Origin of the sequence: Vibrio mediterranei (assembly GCF_900088415.1) — a bacterium.
GTDB classification, from domain to species: domain Bacteria; phylum Pseudomonadota; class Gammaproteobacteria; order Enterobacterales; family Vibrionaceae; genus Vibrio; species Vibrio mediterranei.
The window spans coordinates 15,846-38,134 of record NZ_FLLQ01000006.1 but is presented as its reverse complement, the minus strand read 5'-3'; the positions used below and the strand labels follow the sequence as shown (position 1 = coordinate 38,134).

20 protein-coding genes are annotated in these 22,289 nt (G+C 44.1%); 8 read left to right on the top strand and 12 right to left on the bottom strand.

The window, feature by feature from the left end:
• Positions 1-32: 32 nt before the first annotated feature.
• The gene (gene glpD / locus VME0621_RS17090) at positions 33-1,562 is read right to left on the bottom strand and encodes a glycerol-3-phosphate dehydrogenase (protein WP_062460257.1); all 1,530 of its coding nucleotides are present in this window, start codon (positions 1,560-1,562) and stop codon (positions 33-35) included.
• Positions 1,563-1,839: 277 nt separating this feature from the next.
• Here glpD and glpK point away from each other — a divergent pair, with 277 nt between their 5' ends.
• Positions 1,840-3,333: a glycerol kinase GlpK gene (glpK, locus tag VME0621_RS17085; protein ID WP_062460022.1), complete on the top strand. Its 1,494-nt coding sequence runs from the start codon at positions 1,840-1,842 to the stop codon at positions 3,331-3,333.
• A gap of 59 nt (positions 3,334-3,392) precedes the next feature.
• Here glpK and VME0621_RS17080 read toward each other — a convergent pair whose 3' ends face one another.
• A complete protein-coding gene (locus VME0621_RS17080; RefSeq protein WP_062460020.1) occupies positions 3,393-4,547 on the bottom strand; it encodes a benzoate/H(+) symporter BenE family transporter in 1,155 nt (384 codons plus the stop codon).
• Positions 4,548-4,645: 98 nt separating this feature from the next.
• Here VME0621_RS17080 and VME0621_RS17075 point away from each other — a divergent pair, with 98 nt between their 5' ends.
• The 3 genes from VME0621_RS17075 to VME0621_RS17065 all read left to right on the top strand — a co-directional run bounded on the left by VME0621_RS17075 (position 4,646) and on the right by VME0621_RS17065 (position 7,244).
• Positions 4,646-5,185: a helix-turn-helix domain-containing protein gene (locus VME0621_RS17075; protein ID WP_062460018.1), complete on the top strand. Its 540-nt coding sequence runs from the start codon at positions 4,646-4,648 to the stop codon at positions 5,183-5,185.
• Between the two features lie 125 nt (positions 5,186-5,310).
• Complete coding sequence (locus VME0621_RS17070) at positions 5,311-5,775, top strand: hypothetical protein (RefSeq protein WP_062460016.1); 465 nt, start codon at positions 5,311-5,313, stop codon at positions 5,773-5,775.
• 164 nt (positions 5,776-5,939) lie between these two features.
• Entirely contained in the window at positions 5,940-7,244 is a 1,305-nt protein-coding gene (locus VME0621_RS17065; protein ID WP_062460013.1) for an alpha/beta fold hydrolase, read from the top strand.
• Between the two features lie 51 nt (positions 7,245-7,295).
• Here VME0621_RS17065 and VME0621_RS17060 read toward each other — a convergent pair whose 3' ends face one another.
• Positions 7,296-8,180: a LysR substrate-binding domain-containing protein gene (locus VME0621_RS17060; RefSeq protein ID WP_062460011.1), complete on the bottom strand. Its 885-nt coding sequence runs from the start codon at positions 8,178-8,180 to the stop codon at positions 7,296-7,298.
• Positions 8,181-8,284: 104 nt separating this feature from the next.
• Between VME0621_RS17060 and VME0621_RS17055 the strand changes: the two genes are divergently transcribed.
• A complete protein-coding gene (locus tag VME0621_RS17055) occupies positions 8,285-9,535 on the top strand; it encodes a D-amino acid dehydrogenase (RefSeq protein ID WP_062460009.1) in 1,251 nt (416 codons plus the stop codon).
• 28 nt (positions 9,536-9,563) lie between these two features.
• Here VME0621_RS17055 and VME0621_RS17050 read toward each other — a convergent pair whose 3' ends face one another.
• The 4 genes from VME0621_RS17050 to VME0621_RS17035 all read right to left on the bottom strand — a co-directional run bounded on the left by VME0621_RS17050 (position 9,564) and on the right by VME0621_RS17035 (position 15,790).
• Positions 9,564-10,322 carry a DeoR/GlpR family transcriptional regulator gene (locus VME0621_RS17050; protein WP_038222536.1) on the bottom strand — a complete coding sequence of 253 codons (759 nt, stop codon included), beginning with the start codon at positions 10,320-10,322 and terminating at the stop codon, positions 9,564-9,566.
• 31 nt (positions 10,323-10,353) lie between these two features.
• On the bottom strand, positions 10,354-11,019 hold the full coding sequence (locus VME0621_RS17045; RefSeq protein WP_006072262.1) for an HAD family hydrolase: 666 nt from the start codon (positions 11,017-11,019) through the stop codon (positions 10,354-10,356).
• A gap of 87 nt (positions 11,020-11,106) precedes the next feature.
• Positions 11,107-14,715: an ATP-binding protein gene (locus VME0621_RS17040; protein WP_062460007.1), complete on the bottom strand. Its 3,609-nt coding sequence runs from the start codon at positions 14,713-14,715 to the stop codon at positions 11,107-11,109.
• 37 nt (positions 14,716-14,752) lie between these two features.
• On the bottom strand, positions 14,753-15,790 hold the full coding sequence (locus VME0621_RS17035) for an HD-GYP domain-containing protein (protein WP_062460005.1): 1,038 nt from the start codon (positions 15,788-15,790) through the stop codon (positions 14,753-14,755).
• Positions 15,791-15,940: 150 nt separating this feature from the next.
• On the opposite strand from VME0621_RS17035, the gene VME0621_RS17030 reads away from it, so the two are divergent.
• Both VME0621_RS17030 and VME0621_RS26670 read left to right on the top strand, forming a co-directional pair.
• Entirely contained in the window at positions 15,941-16,960 is a 1,020-nt protein-coding gene (locus VME0621_RS17030; protein ID WP_062460003.1) for an AbrB family transcriptional regulator, read from the top strand.
• A 3-nt stretch (positions 16,961-16,963) separates the two neighbouring features.
• A complete protein-coding gene (locus VME0621_RS26670; protein WP_062460000.1) occupies positions 16,964-17,236 on the top strand; it encodes a DUF134 domain-containing protein in 273 nt (90 codons plus the stop codon).
• Positions 17,237-17,250: 14 nt separating this feature from the next.
• Here VME0621_RS26670 and nqrM read toward each other — a convergent pair whose 3' ends face one another.
• From nqrM to VME0621_RS17005, 4 genes are all read right to left on the bottom strand, one after another.
• Positions 17,251-17,451, bottom strand: coding sequence for a (Na+)-NQR maturation NqrM (nqrM, locus tag VME0621_RS17020; RefSeq protein ID WP_006072254.1), 201 nt, complete (start codon positions 17,449-17,451; stop codon positions 17,251-17,253).
• Positions 17,452-17,463: 12 nt separating this feature from the next.
• Entirely contained in the window at positions 17,464-17,904 is a 441-nt protein-coding gene (locus VME0621_RS17015) for a NifB/NifX family molybdenum-iron cluster-binding protein (protein ID WP_062459999.1), read from the bottom strand.
• A gap of 186 nt (positions 17,905-18,090) precedes the next feature.
• The gene (locus VME0621_RS17010; protein ID WP_038228244.1) at positions 18,091-19,008 is read right to left on the bottom strand and encodes a pseudouridine-5'-phosphate glycosidase; all 918 of its coding nucleotides are present in this window, start codon (positions 19,006-19,008) and stop codon (positions 18,091-18,093) included.
• Positions 19,002-20,093 (bottom strand): PfkB family carbohydrate kinase, encoded by a 1,092-nt coding sequence (locus VME0621_RS17005; protein WP_062460255.1) that lies wholly within the window; start codon positions 20,091-20,093, stop codon positions 19,002-19,004. Before VME0621_RS17005 ends, VME0621_RS17010 begins: the two co-directional genes overlap by 7 nt.
• A 231-nt stretch (positions 20,094-20,324) precedes the next feature.
• On the opposite strand from VME0621_RS17005, the gene VME0621_RS17000 reads away from it, so the two are divergent.
• Positions 20,325-21,467, top strand: a complete 1,143-nt coding sequence (locus VME0621_RS17000; protein ID WP_006072246.1) for an HD-GYP domain-containing protein — start codon at positions 20,325-20,327, stop codon at positions 21,465-21,467.
• Here the strand turns inward: VME0621_RS17000 and VME0621_RS16995 are convergent.
• Positions 21,464-22,228, bottom strand: coding sequence for a DeoR/GlpR family DNA-binding transcription regulator (locus VME0621_RS16995; protein ID WP_062460253.1), 765 nt, complete (start codon positions 22,226-22,228; stop codon positions 21,464-21,466). The two genes, VME0621_RS17000 and VME0621_RS16995, sit on opposite strands and share 4 nt — an antisense overlap.
• Between the last annotated feature and the right edge of the window lie 61 nt (positions 22,229-22,289).

Sequence of the window (22,289 nt, the reverse complement as noted above, 5' to 3'; positions counted from 1 at the left end):
TTAGAGCGATCAATGGTGAATCTTATAAAAGACTAGCTAACACGTTTAAGATTCACACCATTCTTTTTTGCAAGTGATGCGCCGAGATAATCGCTAAGTTGTTCGACTTGCTCCGCTTCAAACTCTAAACCGAGCTTGCTTCGCCTCCAAAGCACATCGTCTACTGATACGGCCCATTCTTGCTGCACTAAGTAATCAACCTCTGCTTGATACAGGCCGTGTCCAAAATCCGTACCCAGCTCATCAACACTAGATTTACCTTCAAGGAACTGACTAATACGTGTACCGTATGCTCTGACCCATCGCTTTATAATGCCACTGTCTAGCCATGAGTACTGAGAAGCGAGCTGCTGCTCTAAATGATCACGATTAGAGAAATTACCACCAGGTAGAATTGCTTCACGAGTCCAAGCCTGCCCCATATGAGGGAAGAATGGAGCAAGTTTATCCACCGCTGCCTGACCAAGTTTGCGATACGTTGTCAGCTTGCCACCAAAAATAGATAAGAGCGGAGCATCGTCCATTTGATCATCAAGCTCGATCGTATAATCACGTGTTACTGCTTGCGGGTCGTCAGATTCATCATCACATAGAGGACGAACACCAGACCAATCAGAAATCACATCTTCAGGTGAAATTTTAGTCGTAAAATGTTGGTTAACGATATCGCACAAGTAAGCAATTTCGTTATCATCAATTTTAACTTTGCTTGGGTCACCTTGATACTCTACATCTGTGGTACCTACCACTGAGTAGTTATCCATGTAAGGAATCACAAACACAATTCGTTTATCTTCGTTTTGCAGAATAAATGCATGATTACCATCGTACATCTTAGGAACCACTATATGGCTTCCTTTTACTAGACGAATACCTCTCGGCGATGGCATAGCCAATTGACTGCCGAAGAAACGGTCAACCCAAGGACCTGCGGCATTCACAAGTGCTTTGGTTTGTATTGAATTCACTTCACCTGTCAGCGTGTTCTCGATATCCACACGCCATGCTTCACCAGAGCGTTCGGCTTTAACACATTTTGAGCGAGTGAAAATATCCGCACCTTTCTCTTCAGCTAACTTGGCATTAGTGACAACCAAACGCGCATCGTCAACGGCACAATCCGAATACTCGAAGCCTACTTTCATTTCTGGTAATAACGGACTTTGCTCGCCCTTAAACTTCACACTATGACTACCAGGCAAAGAAACACGTTTGCCCAAGTTATCGTATAGGAACAACCCAGTTCTTATCATCCAGGCTGGACGCAAATGAGGTCGGTGGGGTAATTGGAAACGAAGTGGAGAAACAAGGTGCGGTGCATTTTTGAGCAAGACTTCACGTTCTGCAAGAGCTTCCGAAACTAAACGAAACTCATAATGCTCAAGATACCGTAAGCCACCATGAATGAGTTTACTACTTGCCGAAGACGTAGCCGAAGCCAAATCGTTCATTTCATAAAGTGCGACTTTCAAGCCACGCCCTGCTGCATCAGCTGCAACTGCGACGCCGTTAATGCCGCCTCCTATTACGACTAAATCATACACTTTATTGGTTACACTCATAGTTTCCTCGTCCAGCTCTTTATTCGCAAATGCGCGCTTATGTTCGTTTAGATACAATATAATCATCATAAACGAAAAGATCGAGTATTTTTTACACCTTTCACGAAAGTTTCATTGAACCAAGATAAATCAAGGAATGAGAACTCAACCTTTGCAATACGCCGGAAAGTTCATTAACATTAATTTCATGTATATTTGACATTTCGAACACTACAGTGTGCGGAAACGAACATTTCGCGATGACAGCGAAAAAGCATAAAGAAATAACGAGAAAGATATGGAAAGTAAGAAGAAAGTCGTCGTCGCACTAGATCAAGGAACGACTAGCTCCCGAGCTATTATTTTTGATCATGACGCGAATACGATCAGTGCTGCTCAGCGCGAATTCACTCAAATTTATCCTAAGCCCGGTTGGGTAGAACATGACCCGATGGAAATCTGGGCCACACAGCGCTCTTCCCTTACTGAAGTATTAGCTCAGTCTGACATTGCTAACGAAGAAGTCGCTGCGATTGGTATCACCAACCAGCGTGAGACCACCATTGTATGGGAAAAAGAGACGGGTCATCCTGTCTACAATGCTATTGTCTGGCAGTGCCGCCGTACGGCCGATTTTTGTGAAAAGTTAAAAGCCGACGGCCATGAAGACTACATTCGTGACACGACAGGTTTAGTGGTAGATGCTTATTTTTCTGGTTCTAAGATTGCATGGATTCTCGACAATGTTGAAGGTGCACGAGAACGCGCAGAGAAAGGCGAATTACTATTCGGCACTGTGGATACTTGGTTAATCTGGAAACTGACCCACGGTAAGTCTCACGTTACAGACGTAAGTAATGCATCACGCAGTATGCTGTTCAATATCCATACCCTTGAATGGGATGAGAAACTACTCGATATCTTCAACATTCCAAAATCTATGTTACCTGAAGTTAAATCGAGCAGCGAAGTCTATGGTTACGCCCATATTGGCGGAGGGACTGAAGACATTCCTATCAGTGGTATCGCAGGAGACCAACAAGCCGCCCTATTTGGTCAGCAGTGCTTTAAGAAAGGCATGGTCAAAAACACCTATGGCACTGGCTGTTTCTTACTTATGAACACTGGCGACAAGCCCATCGCTTCGAAACACGGTTTGCTCACTACCATCGGATATAAAGTTGGCAATGAGATCACTTATGCGCTCGAAGGTAGTGTGTTCATGGGTGGCGCAACGATTCAATGGCTGCGTGATGAGCTAGGACTCATCCAAGATGCTCAAGATACTCAGTACTTTGCAGAGAAAGTCGATGACTCCAACGGCGTGTATCTTGTACCTGCATTTGTTGGTCTAGGTGCGCCTTATTGGGACCCACACGCACGTGGCACTTTGACGGGATTAACACGCGGCACGAACCGCAACCACATTATCCGCGCAGCTCTTGAGTCCATCGCTTATCAAAGTCGGGATGTCTTACTTGCCATGGAAGAGGACTCAGGTATCAAGCTAAGCCAAATTCGCGTTGACGGCGGCGCCGTTGCTAACGATTTCCTGATGCAGTTCCAGTCCGATATTATGGGTAGCAAAGTCGTTCGTCCGGTTGTCAGAGAATCGACCGCTTTAGGTGCGGCAATGCTAGCTGGTCTCGCAGTTGGTTTTTGGCAAAACCAAGAAGAGCTTGCTGACAAGAAAGAAATCGAGCGTACCTTTAGTCCGCAAATAGAGCGAAATGAAAGAGAAACGTTGTACGCTGGTTGGTTAGACGCGATCAAGCGAACTAAATCACACTAAGGTATAGTTCTTCATAAACTTATTAAACCCGTATTCGAATAAACGAGTGCGGGTTTTTATTAGGTGCGACGCGTAAAGCGGCTATAAATCAACCCTACTGCCAAGCCAAGTAAGGTTGAGCTAATGCCTAAGAAGCTAACGCCCGAAAGGGTAATCAAGAAAGTCAATAATGCCGCCTCTCGGTACTCTTCCGTCATAAATGCCGAGTGTAAACACATCAATAACGTTCCCAACAAGGCAAAACTGGCTAACATACTGGTAATATCAGCTGGCAGTGCGATAAAAAGAGCAACCACAGACGTCGCGAACAAACCGGCAGCGAGATAAAACACACCGGCCCATATTACCGCTTTATACCGCTGATTCTTGTCGGCATCCACTGAGTCGTTCATGCAGATAGCCGCTGAAATCGCTGCCAAGTTAGCACTAAAACCACCGAAAGGAGCGAAAATCATATTTGCAACACCAGTGGTAATTAACGACGACTTCACTGGTGTTTGATAGTGATAACTCTTCATCATCGCAACACCAGGCAAGTTTTGAGAAATCATAGTGATAAGATAAAGCGGTAGCGCAAGATTGAGTAACGCGGATACATCAAAAGTTACCGGCATCCAAACAGGCTTAGCCATCGCTATTTGAAACTCGACAGCGTCATGCGGCGTAACAAACCATGCACAGATTAATGCTACCGAAAGAAGGAGCAGCATGGCATACCTGGGAACAAAGTGCTTTGCCAGCAGATACGTCAGGAACATGATGATAAACAAGATTGGTGACGTCTGAAGTGGTTCAAAGCCTTTAAGACAGAAAGGTAACAGAATGGCCGCCAACATTGCAGTGCCAAGTGATGAAGGAATACGCTTTAAGGCTTCACTAAGGGGACCAATCAGCCCTGTCACGGTAATCATTAAACCAGAAACCACAAACGCACCTATCGCCTCACTTAACTGGTACTCCCCTGCTGACACAACTAACATCGCAGCCCCTGGTGTCGACCACGCGGTGAGGATAGGCATTTTGTAAAACCATGACAGACCTATTGAGGTTAGCCCCATCATTACGCCTAGAACCAACAGCCAGCTTTCGATTTGAATTGGGCTTGCACCAGATTGAGTCGCAGCTTGAATGATGATGACCACAGAACTGGTATAGCCAACTAATACCGCAGTAAAGCCCGCAGAGACATGACTCAAACTAAAGATTCCTTTCATGTTAGTTCCTTATTTCATCAATAGTGCTATTCTTGTGCGTGATAACGCACAAACCTAAGAGTACCACTGTGCGTTATAACGCACAATAAGAGAACCCTATGAACGACACCGTTTTTAAATCGCAAATCGCGGCGCACTTAAAGCAAATCAGAAAACACAAAGGATTGAGCTTAGACGCAACTGCCAAGCTAACTGGCGTCTCCAAAGCTATGCTGGGACAGATAGAAAGGGGGGAATCAAGCCCTACAATTTCGACGCTATGGAAGATTTCTAGTGGTTTGGAGGCGTCCTTTTCTGGGTTCTTCGCAAACGACCCTGTGCTACGTGACAGTGAAATGACGTTCCCAGAAGATGAAAACATGCTGGTCAATACCCTATTTCCCTATACCAGCGACACCAACATGGAAATGTTTGAAATTACGCTAGCGCAGTACCATTGCCAACTGTCTTCACCTCACAGCGTAGGCGTCATTGAGCATATCATTGTGTTGGAAGGCAACCTCGAGGTTTTTTTTGAAGATAGGTGGCATGCTGTCGCACAGGGTGAAAGTTTACGCTTTTATAGCGATCAGCCACACGGTTATAAAGCCGTAACCGAGAGGGCGGTGTTTCAGAATATTGTCTGCTATCCAAGGTAATTAGATCCCCAAGCTATAACCTATAAATCCGCACACGATTAAAAAATGCGGCAATAGTTGCAATTGCAACTATTGCCGCGTAAACTAAATTCGAAACGAATGAATCAACTCTATGAGGTTTTATTATGCGCACTTCCCTCTCTATGCTTCACCGAACCGCAGCGATCATTGCTTTTGCTTTGATTTTGTCATTCTTCACCAGCAGCGTTTTAGTCGAGCTGTTCGGCAATGAGCAAGCTGTGACTTCAGTGAAAACTGCTATTTTCTTTGCCGTATGGGTTTTGATCCCTTGTATGGCAATCGCTGGTATTACTGGTTCAAAGCTCGCGCCAGAAGCAAATAAGGGAGAATTTGGAGCAAAGAAAAAGCGGATGCCATTTATTGCAGCGAATGGCATGTTGGTGCTGCTACCTTGTGCGATCTATCTTCACACCCTTGCCTCTAAGGGCCAATTTGACCACACCTTTTATTGGATTCAAGGCGTAGAGTTCGTAGCAGGTTTTATCAACTTAACGCTTATGGGATTAAATATTCGCGATGGCCTGAGATTGAAAAATAAACGATCACCGCGTTTAAGTACCGAAAACTAATACCTGTGCGTCCATACTTTGTATTTGTTCGATTGTCACTGGCGTTTTCATTACAAAAACGTTAACGTCGGTGCTACTTCACTGCTGTTTCTTCGCATAGCGATTACCTCATTTTCTGACATTGCAGAAATAGCAGTTTCCCTATTCATCACGGAAGTTCGAATATGACAGTCAACACCGCCTCTTTCATCGATTCAGGTTTACGGTTTACCCCTCACAACTTTATTGTTCCATTGGATTATCAGCATCCAGATAAAGGTAATATCAATGTCTTTGCGCGAGAAGTAACTCTTGTCGATGACACGGCAGACAAGCCGTGGCTAGTCTACTTTCAGGGAGGTCCCGGGTTCCCTTCACCCCGTCCGAATGGCAATAGTGGTTGGTTAAAACGCGCTTTACAGGATTACAAAGTACTTTTACTGGACCAAAGAGGCACCGGAAACAGCACCGTAATCAGCCATCAAACCTTGGCAAGTCAAACACCACAGCAGCAAGCCGACTACCTCAGCCATTTTAGAGCCGACAATATTGTTCGCGATGCAGAGTCTATTCGTAAACAGTTTGGTGTTAAGCAATGGGCAATTCTCGGTCAAAGCTTTGGTGGTTTTTGTTCATTAACCTACCTCTCTCTATTTCCAGAAAGCTTATCGCGTTCATTTATCACTGGTGGTGTACCATCAATTTCGCGTCATCCAGACGACGTTTATCAAGCGACATTTAAGCGTACCAGAGAGAAAAATCAGGCATTCTTTCGTCAGTTCCCTCATGCACAAGCACTCTGTAAGAACATTGCCAATCACCTAATGAACAATGAGGTTTACTTGCCTAATGGCCAGCGTTTCACTGTTGAGCAATTTCAACAGATTGGCATTAATTTTGGTATGAGTGATACCTTCCTACCGACTTATTACAACTTAGAAAACGCTCTGGTTGAGGTCAACGGTGAGACTATTATGCGTTATGAGTTCCTTAATGAAATGTTGATGCAACAGGGTTTTCAAACTAACCCTATCTACGCCTTGCTGCACGAATCCATTTATTGCCAAGGCTTTAGCTCGAATTGGTCTGCACATCGAGTACGTCAAGAGCATAGTGAATTCAACTATTCTGGCGAAGAAAGCGAATTCTACTTTACTGGCGAAATGGTCTTCCCTTGGATGTTTGAACAATACGAGTGCCTAAAACCACTGAAAGAAGCCGCAGATCTACTGGCAGAGAAATCAGATTGGGGCAAACTGTATGATGCCGAAACACTCGCCAATAACTCAGTTCCAGTAAGTTGCGCTGTTTATGCCGACGATATGTTCGTAGAAATGGATATCAGTCGCGAGACCCTTGCACTGATGCCTAATGCTAAAGCTTGGATTACCAATGAATACGAACACAATGGACTGCGGGCGGATGGTGAGCGCATTCTTAACAACCTGATTACCATGGGTAATCATACTTATCATTGCCAACAGGCTTAATGCTCTCGCTCACCTCAGCTGTGCACGGTGAGGTGAGCCTTTTATCTCACTTTACTGTACTTGTTCTTGCAGCCAACTCTTAAACAGTCGCGTATAAGGATTGTCAGTATGGGTGATGACAAAATATCCGGCATTCGCCGCCATCTTATCAAATGGTGCAACTAGCCTCCCTTGCGCGACTTCTTCTCCTAGTAAGGCTGTCCGAGCCAGAGCAATACCAACTCCAGCCTCGGCAGCCGACATCGCCATATCTGTACGATTGAAGAAATGCCCTTGGTTAGTGTCAAAATCCAGACTCTGTTGAGATGCCCAGTACAGCCATTCATAATCTTTAGGTGCACCTTCCCACGGCATAAGATCATGCAATAGTGTCACTTGTTCCCACGCTCTATTGCTGGTTGCCAAATCAGGGTGACGCTGCCAGTAGTCATGACTCATTACCGGAATCAGTGATTCTTCTAACAGTAATTCTGCATCGGAGCGTTTATAAGGTATCGGTCCATAATCTATCGCAACATCAAAATCGCGGCTGTCACTATCAACAAGTGCGCCTTCAGCGAAAGTGTGTATCTGAACATCGGGATAACGGCGATAGAAGTCCTCCAATCGAGGCACTAACCACTTAAAGGCAAACGACGGGGTGAGTTTTAATCGTATCTGTTTGCGCTCAGACACCCGTGTTAGTTGAAACACCGCTTCTTCAATGGACAATAGATGATGACCCGCCGCTTCTACCAGTTTGTTGCCACGTTCGGTAAGCCGAATTCCCCGAGCATGGCGTTCAAATACAGTAAAACCTAAGCGTTGTTCAATCTGATGTAGTTGCTGACTCACCGCACCGACCGTCAAATTCAACTCCTTTGCCGCACTGGTAATGCTGGTGTGGCGCGCGACGATACAAATTAGATTGATACCATGAAGTACAGCAGATTTCATACCCAGCCTTTAGTTTTACTAAAATCCATTGTCAATTTATATCGATTGTTAATCAGATGTAAACCGTTCATTATTGCTGAAAATAAAAAATGTGAGAGTTGAATGTGAAAGTCGTCGTATTAGGAAGTGGAGTCATTGGATTAACCAGTGCATGGTATCTGTCTCAAGCTGGCTTTGAGGTGACTGTCGTCGACCGTCAATCCAGAGCTGCAGAAGAGACAAGCTTCGCCAATGCGGGACAAATTTCCTACGGCTACTCCTCTCCATGGGCAGCACCAGGAATTCCCACAAAAGCACTCAAATGGCTTTTTGAGCAGCACGCACCGTTAAAAATAAAGCCTAGCTTAAGCCCTGAACTGATTCACTGGGCGAGCCAGATGATGTTGAATTGCCAACTTAGTCATTACAAAACCAATAAAGCTCGCATGTTGACCATTGCTAATCGCAGTAGAGACTGTTTAGCCCAGCTTAATAGACAATACCAACTGCAATATCAAGGACGGAGGCAAGGTACACTGCAGATTTTTCGTAAACACGAGCAATTGAATTCTGTAGAAAAAGATATGGCGCTACTCAGAGAAAGTGGTACTCAGTTTCAACTACTCGATAGACAGCAGTGCTTACAACAAGAGCCTGGACTAGAAAATATGAACGGTAAACTAGTCGGCGGCCTTTATCTACCGGATGATGAGACCGGTGACTGCTATTTGTTTTGCCAGCAACTACAAACCTTGGCGGAGCAAGCAGGTGTCAAGTTCCTATTTGATACCAATATCAATGAACTAAAGGTTGATAAGCAGTGCATCAGGGGGGTTAACACGCCACAAGGCACAATAACAGGTGATAGATTCGTCGTCGCACTAGGAAGCTACTCCAAATCTTTGTTAGCGCCTCTTGGCATTGACCTACCGATCTATCCGGTAAAAGGCTATTCATTAACACTTCCGGTGATCGATGATGAGCAAGCACCTACCTCTACCATTATGGACGAAACCTACAAAGTCGCGGTGACTCGATTTGATGAGCGCATCCGCGTCGCTGGAACAGCGGAGCTCGCAGGGTTTGATGCAACACTTCCTGACAAGAGACTTGCCACACTCAATCATGTCGTCAGCAACCTCTTTCCTAAGGGCGCAGACCTTACTCAAGCGGAATACTGGAGCGGGTTTAGACCAATGACCCCAGATGGTACTCCGATTATTGGCAAGACGCCGATCAAAAACCTTTACACCAATACAGGGCACGGAACCTTAGGCTGGACGATGGCATGTGGTTCGGCGGATATTCTAACCGAGTTAATGGCTTCAGATGGTCGTCTAGAACTAGCAGAACTGAGCGTTGAGAGGTACCAGTAGAAGTACTGAAAATGTACGGCAGGTGTGTTTAACACACCTGCAAATCTACCTCATTATGTTCAAGAATATCTACTAATTCTTGAGGGGGCATCGCGTCAGTGTAAAATGCATCTACTTGAGAAATATGACCAAGGTTGACCATAGCACCTCGGTTAATTTTGGTGCTATCTGCCGCAAGTATAGTTTGCCCTGAACAAGCAATTATCGCTTGCGCAATACGAACTTCAGAAAAATCAAAATCGAGAAGACTGCCATCTTCGTGTATACCAGAGATACCGATGATGCCGTAATCGAGTCGGAACTGCTCTATGAACTCTTTCGCCGCCTCTCCGATAATACCGCCGTCTTTATTACGAATCTGTCCACCAGCAACGATCACTGTGAAGTCATCTTTGACTCGTAATATGTTGGCAACGTTAATATTGTTGGTAACAATCTTAAGATCTTTATGCTCAAGCAGTGCCGTCGCTACCGCTTCTGTTGTCGTGCCGATGTCAATAAACAAAGAGGATGAGTTTGGTATACGCTTTACCAGTTCGTTGGCAATGCGGTTTTTTTCGTCTTGATACCGCACTTTACGTGAAGAGTAGGCTTCGTTTTCAGTACTAGAGTGAAGCGATGCGCCCCCGTGATGACGAGTGACAAGCCCTTGCTTCGCCAAATCATTTAAATCTCGGCGAATGGTTTGTGGGCTTACGCCAAACACATCCACGAACTCTTCAGTGTTCAAAAAGCCCTTTTCTGAAAGCATGGCAAGTATTTGTCTGTGGCGTTGGGTTTGCTTCAAAACATCACTCCAGTTCGAGTTCTTTTAAAATCTACTTAATAGTATAACTATCTGAAAGTTCACGGTATACCTCAAATAACGAAGTTCTAGTTTTCGCATTCAGAGCTTTCACATCTTCACAAGGCGAGACGAGATCGGGAATTTGGTAAGTATGCATAGAGGCCGCAACAGCAGCTTTGACGCCGTTGTTCGAATCTTCAAATGCTAAACATGTCTCTGATTCAACCCCAAGTCTTTGCGCCGCCAAATGATAAATCTCTGGGTCAGGCTTGCCTCTAGTCACCTCACAACCCGTTGCTAAACAGTCGAAGTACTTATCTAAGCCTGCCAATTTCAGTTTAGCTTCAGCGACATTTCGGTGAGTCGATGTCGCCACAGCGAGAGGAATATTTTTTGATTTCAAGAAATCCAGTAGTTCAATTACACCATGCTTTTTCGGAATAGCTTGATGGAACACAACCGAATCATAGCTTTTTCGCCACTCATCATTAATTACCTTGTAATCAATAATATCCTGATACGCCTCACCGAGTTTGCTATGAATGGTCTTTGAATTGCATCCAATAATAGATAAATAGCTCTGCTCTAAGAAAGGTACACCGAGCGTTTGGCATGCCTTTTCAAAAATGCCTTTACAGACATTTTCTGTATCGAGAAGCAATCCATCCATATCGAAAACTGCTGCTTTAAAGTTCATGAACTACCTTACTTACCTTCAAAAAACGCCGAGTATAGCAGATTCCCGACTAAGAAAGGTCGAGCAGCCCTTTAATAGCTTATCCTTTTATTTTCCACCTAATGACGCTTTGTAAGCTTGAAGGATAGCGCTCATCTTCTCAAAGTCATAATGTCCGAGCGCCACTTTTAAATCATTAATTACTTCCTCCGCGAGTCCGGCTTGAGACAAATAATCAACATCGCTCAATAACTCTGATACTTGCATATCAAAGTCCTCTGACAGAACAATCAACTCATTAATTCGCTGCAGTTGCGGTTCGCTAAATGGAATCTCGAACTCTTGGGGTTCAGGGACACTCATTGATAAAGTGCTTTGGATTAAGCTCTCAACTGTACGTTCAAGTTGAGTGTTGAGCATTGTAACTTCTTGTTCAACCGAACCGCCTTGCTTTAGCTGCCTTTCTATTTGGTCACAAATTTCAGCAATATCAGCCAACCCCAAGTTGCCAGCAGCACCTTTTAAAGTATGAACCTCAAACATTGTAGCTTCGCTGGTTTGCTCTTCTGAAGTACCTATTCTCATTCCGGAGTATTGTTCGATAAATCGTTGAATGAGTTTTTGATGCAGTGCCTCATTACCACCAGCTAAGCGCAGTCCTATTTCAGATCCAGCCACTCTTTCAATATCGAGATGATCAACTAAAGACTGTTTGCTTGGCTGAATCCATTTGGCCATCACTTGGAACATTTCTTCAAGAATAATCGGCTTACCAATCACATCATTCATTCCACACGCCAACGCCTTTTCTTTATCATCGACCATCACACTAGCTGTCATAGCTATTACAGGAAGCTCAACTAGACCAAGTTCTTTTCGAATATTCCTCGTGGCTTCATAACCGTCCATGATCGGCATTTGACAGTCCATCAGTACCCCATCATAGATTTCCGTTCGCAAGGAGGTCACTGCCTCTTGTCCGTTTTCCACCACATCAACGGAAAGTCCTTTCGATTGCAGTAACTCTCTTGCTACCTCCTGATTGATCGTATTATCTTCCACCAATAGAACTTTAGCGCCTTGTAATGATGCTAGTGCTCGCTTTAGTTCTTCGCTATGGCTTCGATAATGGCCTACACGTGGCGACTCATTCAATGCAGCTGCAATCAAAGCATCGTGCAATGTCGATGCAGTAAACGGCTTTTCCAAAACACTAGCGACTTGAATATCAGTCTCTTCTAACGCTTCAATGATATCTTGTCGAGAATCAGAGCACAGAATGATCAGTTTTGCGGTTAAGACTTGGGGCGCACGTTCTCGCATGGACAAGATCGTTTCTATGTTATCGGACACTTCATTTCGCCACCCATAAAGAACAACATTGGGAATAGTTTTCCCTTGATTAAGCGCTGACTCGAGTTGCTCTAAATCGCGATAGCTGTCCACCTTGCATTGGATTCTTTCCAGCTGACTTAGCACCACTTGTTCTGATTCTTTCGAGCTATCTATCAATGCTAATTTCTGACTCCGCAACTGAGCTGGATAAAACACCGTTGCGTTACTCTCTGAAACACCTAATACCAGTGAAAAGCTAAAGCGAGCACCTTCGCCTAACCGACTCTCAACACTGACTTTACCTCCCATTAGCTCAACTAGATTTTTGGTAATGGAAAGACCCAACCCCGTCCCACCATATTTGCGAGTCGTGGATGAGTCTGCTTGAGAAAATGACTGGAATAGTGAGTCTATCTGCTCGCGAGTCATTCCAATACCCGTATCTTTAACCGCGAAATTAATTTTGCACTCTCGCTCCCTCATCATCACAGTCGATACCTTAACGCGTACTTCACCTGTCTCAGTAAATTTCACAGCATTGGAAGTCAAGTTCGTTAACACTTGTTTAATTCGCAATGGGTCGCCGATGAGTTGGTCGGGCACATCCGAAGCGACATCAATAATAAGTGATAGCTTTTTCTGTTTAGCACTGTCATCAATCAGGCTAATCACCTCCTCCAACACACTGTCTAAAGAGAAATTAATTGATTCAATTTCTACTTTTCCTGCTTCGATCTTCGAGAAATCAAGAATATCATTAATGATACCTAACAAGGCTTGAGCGGAGCTATTAACCTTGCTGATGTAATGACGCTGTTTGTTATCAAGTTTGGTCTCTAAAGCAAGGTGACTCATACCAATAATGGCATTCATCGGTGTGCGAATCTCATGACTCATATTGGCCAAGAAGTCGGATTTTGCCTGGCTTGCATTTTGAGTTTGGATATTACTTTCTTCCAACTCTTCGGTGACGATATGAAGCTCACGCTGTGATTTTCGAATCAGATAAGCAAGAAGAAGAATGGCCAAAGCAAACAAAATGCCGCCATAGGTTGTCATATTCGCAAGGCCCCTAGCTTCAGACATCTCATTAAATCGGCGATTTCTTATATCCAGAATGGCACCGTCGATATCAATAGCGGAATCCACCATCTGCTGTGCGATAGTACCTATATGACTCGACACTATTCGCAATTCTCCAAATCGCTCAAGGTAATTTTTAATTGCCGGTTCAAGTTCCTCAAACAGCACTTTTTCATCTAACTCTATTAATGAACCACGCAGTATGGAGGTGGTTTGCAGTCCCCTTTCTAAAACCATCACCACATTTTGAGCATGAATGGTTTTTGCTTCGGAAGACAAGGCCAGCGAAAAATCTCTATCGGTTTGCCTAGCACTGTCTAATTCTTGTATTAATTCAGTCACACTCTTCGATAGGTCCAGTCGTCGAGCCATCAAATTTTGAATGGCCGCTACTTTTGACTGAGCTCGCTCAAACACCAAGGTCTCGTTATTCCGTAGGTCCAACGCAGATTGTGCTAGGTCGAACGCAACACGACTTAAATCTGCCAAAGCGGGGTCATCTAGTCGAATTCCTTTCTTAACCTTATCACTTCGAAACACAGTCAAATTCTCATAATAAGCGCGCTCTAGTTGCTCCAACTCAACCAATAACTCCCGACTACGAGTGTCTTTGATTCGATCTTCCAAAAAATCCAAATAGCGCGATATTTTCTTCAATTCTCCTTTGCTAAGGTGATATTCCTTTAAATTACCTGATACTAAAAAGTCCTTCGCATGGTTGCGTGCCGATTCGACAGCAACGGAAAGCTGGAAAGAGGCCGTTGAGTTACGGGAAATATCACTCATTGATTGGCGCAAGCTATCCACCAAGCGCTTATCTTTCTCAATATATTTTATCTGTAAGCTATGAAGAGAATCGGCGATAGAACTCGCTCGTTGAGCCGCCTCAACCATCTGTTCTCTTTTTTCGACCGACTCCCAAGACAACGCCACGTATCTTTGAAAATCTGCTCGATATTGATTAATTTGACGGACTAGTTCTTTGGTCCCTGAACTATCTTCATGCCTTTCTAAATGAAACGTTTCTGACAGTTTCAATGCTTCTGTCATATGAGAAAGCGCGACTTCCGATTCTCTCTCCGATAAGTCTCGGGTAAAGGAAAGCTCATGCAGTCTTGCTCTATCTAATGTAAGAAGCAGCTGCCCCGCACCTTCATACCGATCGACAGAACGAAACAACTTGTCTAAGCTGAACCACGCTGCTAAGCCGACACTGAGGAGCAGTACTAACACCACGAGAAAGCCAGCTGCAATTTTATTTGAAGTTACGATGGAATGTTTAACGCTTTCAGAATTCATGTTTGGTGGTTACATCCTGTAATAGTGACTAGCAAAGTTAATCAGCAAATGTGCGTTTGATTTGTTCTATCTCCGGCTCCATACCAACAAAAGCCGCAACTAAGTCTGGCTGAAAATGAGAACCTGATTCTTGCCGAAGGTATTCGAAGGCGTCCTCAGTCTTCCATGCTTGTTTGTAGGGGCGTTCGCTAGTTAACGCATCAAACACGTCAGCTATAGCAACGATTCTTGCGCTAAGAGGAATATTCTCTCCAGAAAGTCCTGACGGATAACCGCTACCATCCCATTTCTCATGATGGCATTGAGCTATCTCTTTCGCTAAATCCAACAATGGTGACCGGTATGGACCCAGAATTGCGACACCATATTCCACATGCCGCTGCATCTCTTTCCATTCATGTTCGTCTAGTTTTTCAGGCTTCAATAACACATCATCAGCAATGCCAATTTTGCCAATATCGTGCATAGGTGCCGCTTCAAACAATAACTCGACCCATTTAGGATCAGCGCCAATGTGCGTCGCTAACATTCGGCTGTAATGACTCATTCGTACAACGTGCATTCCGGTTTCGTTATCTTTAAATTCCGCCGCTCTTCCCAAACAGCTAATAATTTCTCTTTGAGTATCTTTGATGACTTGGGTGCGTTTCTGAACTAGCTTCTCAAGCTGTCGTTTTTGATGATGAAGTGATAAATGTGTTGCAACACGTGCTCTCACGATAGGAGGACTAACGGGTTTGATAATGTAATCCACAGCACCAAGCTCAAACCCTTTTGTTTCATCAGAAACTTCACCTTTTGCCGTCACAAATATCACAGGAATATCACTGGTTAAAGGATTTGCTTTGAGCTGCTCGCACACTTGATAGCCATCCATTTCTGGCATCATTACATCAAGCAAAACAATGTCTGGCCTGGGGACTTTTTGCGCAATTTTCAGAGCAATTCTGCCGCTAATCGCAACCTTTACTTTATAGGAATCTGTTAGAATCCCGTTCAGTACATCTAGGTTTTCTGGTGTGTCATCGACGACCAACACCGTAAACGGCTCTGTACTTTGCTCTACCTTACTCATCTCAGTCCAACCACTGTTATTATTATCAATAAAGTATTGTTTAGTTTGGATATATTGCAAATCTGAGTAGCATCAAATTCTGTAAATCGATGTCTTGAATTCCTGAAATCGCGTACAATCGTGTGAATTCATTTAACCGGCATGTTGTACATGGAAGTATTAAAAACCATCTTGGTAGGACTTATCGGGGCACTTCTTGGCGGTGTGTTACCGATACCGCTCGGTGAGCTATTTTCCGCGGCTCTCTTTGTTGTAATGTATCTGCGTTTAACCAAAACAGACGTAAGATTACCCAGTGCGATCCTCACTACGATTCAGATTATTCTTGGCCTGAGTATTGGTATCACTGTGCATACAAGTGAACTTATTGACTCTTTTTCACTGCCTTTATTTATGGGCTTGATTCTATGCATGTTGTCACAAACCACCGTCAACTTTTTCTGGCTCTATAAGCAAGAAAAATGGACGCCTTTTGAGTCCTTACTTGGCGCTATTCCCGGAGCAATGGCAGCAATTCTGGTAATCAGTGAAGAACAAGAAAAACCATCTCCCAAAATCATCTTTTCGCATTCAATCCGCTTACTTCTGCTAGTTGTCTTGGCGGGAATTGTTGCAACAACCGAGGAAGGAACGTCTCAGCTCAGCCAAACGGTTTCATTAGCACAAATCCCTTATCTTATTCTGCTTACTGTGCTGAGTTTTGTGTTTGGTAAGATCGTTGGAAAGATCGGTATCCCAGCCCCTTACCTGTTAACCAATCTGATTGTTGCTGCGATGTTTAACGCTCAATTTTCGTCACTTCATTTGGTAGTACCTGAGCTATTTATTATGTTTGCAACAGCAATTCTAGGCGTGCTAATTGGCACCCGTTTGGCTCCTACATCATTAAAAGACGCCGTTGAATATTCTAGAGCTGGATTTATTGTAACTGCGCTGGGCGTCACCGTAACCGTAGTCTACGCCCTGATATTTAGTTACTTGACCAGCACAGATTGGGAAGTGTTATTGCTTGCTTGGGTACCTGGCAGCGTTGAAGCGATGACCGCAGTAGCTCTATTATTGGGTTTGGAACCCGCATTTGTTGCGATAAATCATGTGATGCGATTAATGATGTTGTATATGATGCCTGTGGTATTAAAATCGCCACTGCAAAGACTAAGTAGGATGTAAACAATGGCTAGGCCTAAAAAACAGCGTCGTATCTGCGGCCGTGCTCCCTTTGAATGTTTCAAACCTAATGGTGTACCACTTTCTGAGCTCGATAAGATAGCATTGTTACCCGATGAATTAGAGGCATTAAGGCTGGCAGATCTCAATGGTATGAACCAGATTGATGCAGCGAAAGAGATGCAAGTATCGAGGCAGACTTTTGCCAACATAGTAAAGTCTGCCCGTTTGAAAGTCGCGACTTGCCTAATTAACGGTCAAGCACTCGTTATTGAATAAGAACCCGTTAAAGATTAGTGCTTTCTAGGCTCTTGTATTTGATACAAGGTTTTATGAGTTGTCGCACACTTATCTTTGCAGTCACATTCGCCATCGATGCCAGCACTCGCAAGTCCACCACAACTACCTTGAATGGCTTTTCGCTTAAACATCACACCAATAGCCATTAACGCAATTGCCGCCAAAAACGCAATAATAGCGAACAGTACTTCCATAATGTTACCCCGTCACTTAATCGATTTGAGATTCATTTTAATATGATGGACCGTACTAGGCGCGAGTTTATTTCGTTTCGGTTCGTGGCCAGAACAGCAAGTATTGTGTTTTGGCTTATTCACCCGGCCATAATCAAGTGATTCCACCTTATTTAGGGTATCAAAGTCGATATCGTCAATATGTGTTCTGACAGGTGCAGACCTGACATTGACGCCCGAATTGAACAAAGCTCCAAGCATTTTTTTGCCTATATTTCGAACCACGACGGTCTCTACGTCATATTGTTTGATGATGTCGAGCCAGTGTTTTTTGTTCCCGCAGCCACCTTGAGAAGCGTCAGGTAAGGTCAACCTATGCTGACTATTTTTCGAAGTATCAACCAACAAAATTTGAGGTGCTTTGGCGAAATGAGACGATATAGAATCATTATTGAATGGGATAGCAACGATCATAAGAGTTCCTCCATTTGAACAATGGTGCTTAAATTACTCCTATAATTAGCATATGCCAATAACTAAATTTGCAATATTAACATCTGTAAAATGAGAAACAGCGTTTTCCCAAGATCAAAAAGTCCCACCCTAGCAAATGAGCCTAACTAGGGCGGGGCTTGAATATAGAGACGAAGCTAGAAACTATTAAGCTTCACAATACGACTTAGCAATAGCGGCACCAAGACGAGCATTGTTTAAGACCAACTGAATGTTTGAATCAAGGCTGTTCCCACCTGTTAGTTCACAAACTCGAGCTAACAAGAATGGTGTCGATTCTTTACCAGCGATACCTTGCTCATCCGCTTCTGCCAACGCTTGTTCGATCGCAGAATTGATAGTTTCCACTGGCATCGCGTATTCTACAGGGATTGGGTTGGCAATCACTGCACCACCAGCAAGTTTCATCTCCCACTTCGCTTTCAGTGCAATCGCGATCTCTTTTGCTGAGTCTAGGCGGTAGTCGATGCCATGCTCACTTTCACGGGTATAGAACGCTGGCAGACTATCGGTTTGATAACCAATAACAGGTACACCTTGCGTTTCCAAGTATTCACGAGTAAGTGCTAAGTCTAGAATTGACTTCGCGCCTGCACACACTACAGCAACATCTGTATTTGCAAGCTCTTGAAGGTCAGCAGAGATATCAAATGTTTCTTGAGCACCACGATGAACACCACCGATGCCACCTGTAGCAAATACACGAATCCCTGCCATTTCTGCCAAAATCATTGTCGCTGCTACTGTTGTCGCACCGTCTTTTTCGCCTGCCACCATAAAAGGAATGTCACGGCGGCTGACTTTGGTCACGCTAGTACCGGCTTTACCCAAATATTCGATCTGTTCTTTATCTAAACCAACTTTTAGGCGGCCTTTTATGATAGCAATAGTCGCTGGAATAGCGCCTGATTCACGGATTGTTTCTTCAACTAAAAGCGCGGTCTCTACATTGCGTGGATAAGGCATACCGTGAGAAATGATCGTTGATTCCAGTGCCACGACAGGTTTGTTTTCAGCCAATGCTTGCGCAACTTCAGGTTGAATATCTAGATACTTCTCTAACATGTTGATTCCTCTATTAAACGAGAGACTGCCTTTTCAGACATAATTGAATTAATTGTTGAACTGGATTGGAGTGCTAATCGGGCTGCACCAAGTGCAAACTCCACGCTCTGCTGCCAATCCCAGTTTTGTAGATAACCATGAGCAAGACCCGCCATCAGCGCATCACCCGCTCCGGTGACATTGTTTACTAGTGTTTTCGAAGCCGGAATAAACTCACCTTGACCCTCAACACTCGAATAGGCGCCCTCTTTACCAAGGCTGATTAGCAGACGCTTAACACCCAATGCGTGCAATTTGTTAGCAACGTCTGGCAACTGATCCGGATGCTCAATCTTACAATCCGCCAAAAGTTCGGCTTCAGAAAGGTTTGGTTTTAAGGTGTGCACATATTCCAAATAAGGCGTTATTTTTCCTGCTTTAACTGATGACACAGGGTCAACAAAAATAGCTTTATCCGCATGCGCGTGGAATAAATAATCCAGTGCCGACTCACTTAAGTTTGCGTCGAGCACAATGGCCGATGAGCGATTAAATACTGCAGCGCGTTTAGAAAGTTGCTCAACATTAAGCTCATCAATTAACGCCATATCGTTTAGTGCAAGCTGAAGCTCACCGCTCTGGTCGTGAATCGACAAATAAGTGCTGGTCGCTTTACCTGGAACGGTTAAACAATGGTCAACACCAACGCCTGCGTTTCGGCAAGAATCTAACAGCTGCTCGCCCCAAAGATCATCACCGATTGCACCAATAAACTGCACCTTACTGCCTAGTCGAGACAAGTTATCAGCAATGTTACGTGCAACACCTCCAGCTCCTGAAGTTAGTACACCAGGGTTAGAATCCCCCATCACCAAATCAGAACTTGAACGGCCACAAAGATCCATATTGGCACCGCCTATGACAGCGCTGAATCGTTCTGGAGCAATGACATAACCTTTGCCCTCAATGAAGCCTTTTTTAGTCAGGTTCATTATGTGGCCTGCAACGGCACTTCGACTTAAATCCAACATATCCGCAAGAGTATGCTGGGCTATCATTGGGTCTTGTTTGATTAACTCTAAAATCTGCTGCTCACGCTCAGTCATAAACATTTGTCCGGTTGTTCAAACTTTTGTTTGGATAATAATTTGTCAAATTACTCGAAGCAAACGTTTTCTACGCTCAAAGATTCAACTTGATAGCGTGATCACAGATCATTGCCACTAGGCGCATATTCACTCCTTTACACTTTCAATCGTGAAATCCGTCACTTGAAGAAGTCTCCTAGTAGTAGCTACTATTACAATAACCATATAAAAACTAATGATAAGAAACGTATGGATTATATTGATTGTATTGCCAGCACCAACCGAGCGTTAAGTTGTCGAAACGGCATTGATGAGCTCTTCAAAAGCCTCAGAAAAAAACACCCTTTTCTGTCGAGATTGTGTGTGTCCGTTACCAGTCACGACCATCTCGAAAACTTCCATGTCATTGACCATCAAGACACCAGCGATTACTTCGATGTCATTTCAATCCATGCAGAGCATTGCCAACCACTGACAAAAATCATAGATAATCAAGAAATTCGCGTAGTTGCAGACCTCAACGAGCTTAGCCCAAACACGAGAAATGAGCGGCTAAGGAAACTAGGACACCGAAGTAGCTTCACGATGGGATTAAAAATAGATGAGCGCCATGGGGCGGTGCTTTTCTTTAATGCTACTAAAGCCGACTATTTTAGCGACGGCGAGCTGCATGCGGACTTATTGTTTGTAAAAGAGGTGATCACAAGCTTACTTTGTCATGATAGGTACAAACATCAAATGTTTTTGCAGGCGTTGCAATTGGCACTTCGCATTAGTCATAAACGCGACCCCGAAACTGCGGACCATCTGCAACGTATGAGCCTTTACAGCAAGCTGCTGGCCGAATTATTAGCAGTAAAGTTACCTGTCGATCACCGTTTTATTCAATGGATTGAGCTCTATTCCCCTTTTCATGATATCGGCAAATATCGTATTCCTGACCATATTTTGTTTAGCCCTCATCGTTACACCCCTGAAGAAAAAGCCATCATGGATAAACACGTCGATTATGGTGTCGATATTATTGATGAAGTGTTGAACAACATTGATGTCATGACCGCCTCCAGCGCGGAGGTCGCATTTCTTAAGAATATTATTTACTGCCACCACGAACGATTCGATGGCAATGGTTATCCTTGCAAAATTATGGGGAATGACATTCCACTCGAAGCTCGCATCATCACTATCGCAGACGTGTTTGACGCCTTATTGAGCAAGCGTAGCTATAAGCACGCTTGGACAATGGACGATACTCAAAACTATATTCGCCAAGAAGCAGGAAGCTTGTTTGACCCTATCATTGTGCAAATGTTAATGGATAACATCGATAAGTTTAGAGCTATCTATGAGCGATTTCCGCCAGAGCCTTTGACATCAGGTCAAGTGGCTTAACTTACTCCTGAAGCCGAACCGAATATACGGTCAAAATAGCTAAGTGGCGCAACGCGGGCTCCGGCCTTCCGTTGCCATTTAGTACTGTTAGCCACTAGCCATTTTTGCTGCGAGCCGGCAATAATCGCTTGGCTGACAGAGGCTTCACGAAGCTGATGTTCCATGGCGTACTCTTCTTGTTTTAACTCTAGTGGTGAAATGTCGGCGCTCAATGAGACACTGGATGCGAGACTCACCGACGCACAACTCACTATCCCGATATCCGCGGAAAATTGGCCAAAGAAATGACCGATACTGTCACCCACAACATCACCATCGTTGGTTCTCAGTCGACCGCCTGGTATCCAAGTCTCTATATGGTCGTACTGAGACAATATATGAGCAGCCTGGAAGTTATTGGTCACAACTCTTAGCTCTTTCTGATTACCTAACTTTTCCGCGATGGCGGCTATGGTGGTGCCAATGCCAAGAAACAAAGTACAGCCGTCCGGTATTAACTCAACCACTTGTTTTGCAATAATCTGTTTTTCACTCAAATTCGTTGCGCTGCGAGAGGCAAAGCTTCGGTTCGTTAATGTTGTGGGTAAACTGACGCCACCGTGATGACGTCTTGCCAGACCTAACGCACAAAGTTCGTTGATATCACGCCGAATGGTTTGTGTCGTGACATTAAAGTAAGCCGAAAGCTCTTCAATTGTGCAATATTCCTGATGCTGAATAAGTTCGATAACGTTTTGCTGCCGCAGGCTTAAATTATGCATTGTTTTTGGTTCTACTTTTTCAATATGTGTTGCCCGTAATCCTAATGACTAAAAATAATCA

What these genes read in the sequence shown, in the direction of transcription:
- glpK (WP_062460022.1), top strand. Translation starts at nt 1,840, where the DNA reads ATGGAAAGTAAGAAGAAAGTCGTCGTCGCACTAGATCAAGGAACGACT.
- VME0621_RS17035 (WP_062460005.1), bottom strand. Translation starts at nt 15,790, where the DNA reads ATGAGTAAGGTAGAGCAAAGTACAGAGCCGTTTACGGTGTTGGTCGTC.
- VME0621_RS26670 (WP_062460000.1), top strand. Translation starts at nt 16,964, where the DNA reads ATGGCTAGGCCTAAAAAACAGCGTCGTATCTGCGGCCGTGCTCCCTTT.
- VME0621_RS17080 (WP_062460020.1), bottom strand. Translation starts at nt 4,547, where the DNA reads ATGAAAGGAATCTTTAGTTTGAGTCATGTCTCTGCGGGCTTTACTGCG.
- VME0621_RS17010 (WP_038228244.1), bottom strand. Translation starts at nt 19,008, where the DNA reads ATGTTAGAGAAGTATCTAGATATTCAACCTGAAGTTGCGCAAGCATTG.
- VME0621_RS16995 (WP_062460253.1), bottom strand. Translation starts at nt 22,228, where the DNA reads ATGCATAATTTAAGCCTGCGGCAGCAAAACGTTATCGAACTTATTCAG.
- VME0621_RS17000 (WP_006072246.1), top strand. Translation starts at nt 20,325, where the DNA reads ATGGATTATATTGATTGTATTGCCAGCACCAACCGAGCGTTAAGTTGT.
- VME0621_RS17060 (WP_062460011.1), bottom strand. Translation starts at nt 8,180, where the DNA reads ATGAAATCTGCTGTACTTCATGGTATCAATCTAATTTGTATCGTCGCG.
- VME0621_RS17040 (WP_062460007.1), bottom strand. Translation starts at nt 14,715, where the DNA reads ATGAATTCTGAAAGCGTTAAACATTCCATCGTAACTTCAAATAAAATT.
- VME0621_RS17075 (WP_062460018.1), top strand. Translation starts at nt 4,646, where the DNA reads ATGAACGACACCGTTTTTAAATCGCAAATCGCGGCGCACTTAAAGCAA.
- glpD (WP_062460257.1), bottom strand. Translation starts at nt 1,562, where the DNA reads ATGAGTGTAACCAATAAAGTGTATGATTTAGTCGTAATAGGAGGCGGC.
- VME0621_RS17030 (WP_062460003.1), top strand. Translation starts at nt 15,941, where the DNA reads ATGGAAGTATTAAAAACCATCTTGGTAGGACTTATCGGGGCACTTCTT.
- VME0621_RS17005 (WP_062460255.1), bottom strand. Translation starts at nt 20,093, where the DNA reads ATGACTGAGCGTGAGCAGCAGATTTTAGAGTTAATCAAACAAGACCCA.
- VME0621_RS17065 (WP_062460013.1), top strand. Translation starts at nt 5,940, where the DNA reads ATGACAGTCAACACCGCCTCTTTCATCGATTCAGGTTTACGGTTTACC.
- VME0621_RS17045 (WP_006072262.1), bottom strand. Translation starts at nt 11,019, where the DNA reads ATGAACTTTAAAGCAGCAGTTTTCGATATGGATGGATTGCTTCTCGAT.
- VME0621_RS17015 (WP_062459999.1), bottom strand. Translation starts at nt 17,904, where the DNA reads ATGATCGTTGCTATCCCATTCAATAATGATTCTATATCGTCTCATTTC.
- nqrM (WP_006072254.1), bottom strand. Translation starts at nt 17,451, where the DNA reads ATGGAAGTACTGTTCGCTATTATTGCGTTTTTGGCGGCAATTGCGTTA.
- VME0621_RS17070 (WP_062460016.1), top strand. Translation starts at nt 5,311, where the DNA reads ATGCGCACTTCCCTCTCTATGCTTCACCGAACCGCAGCGATCATTGCT.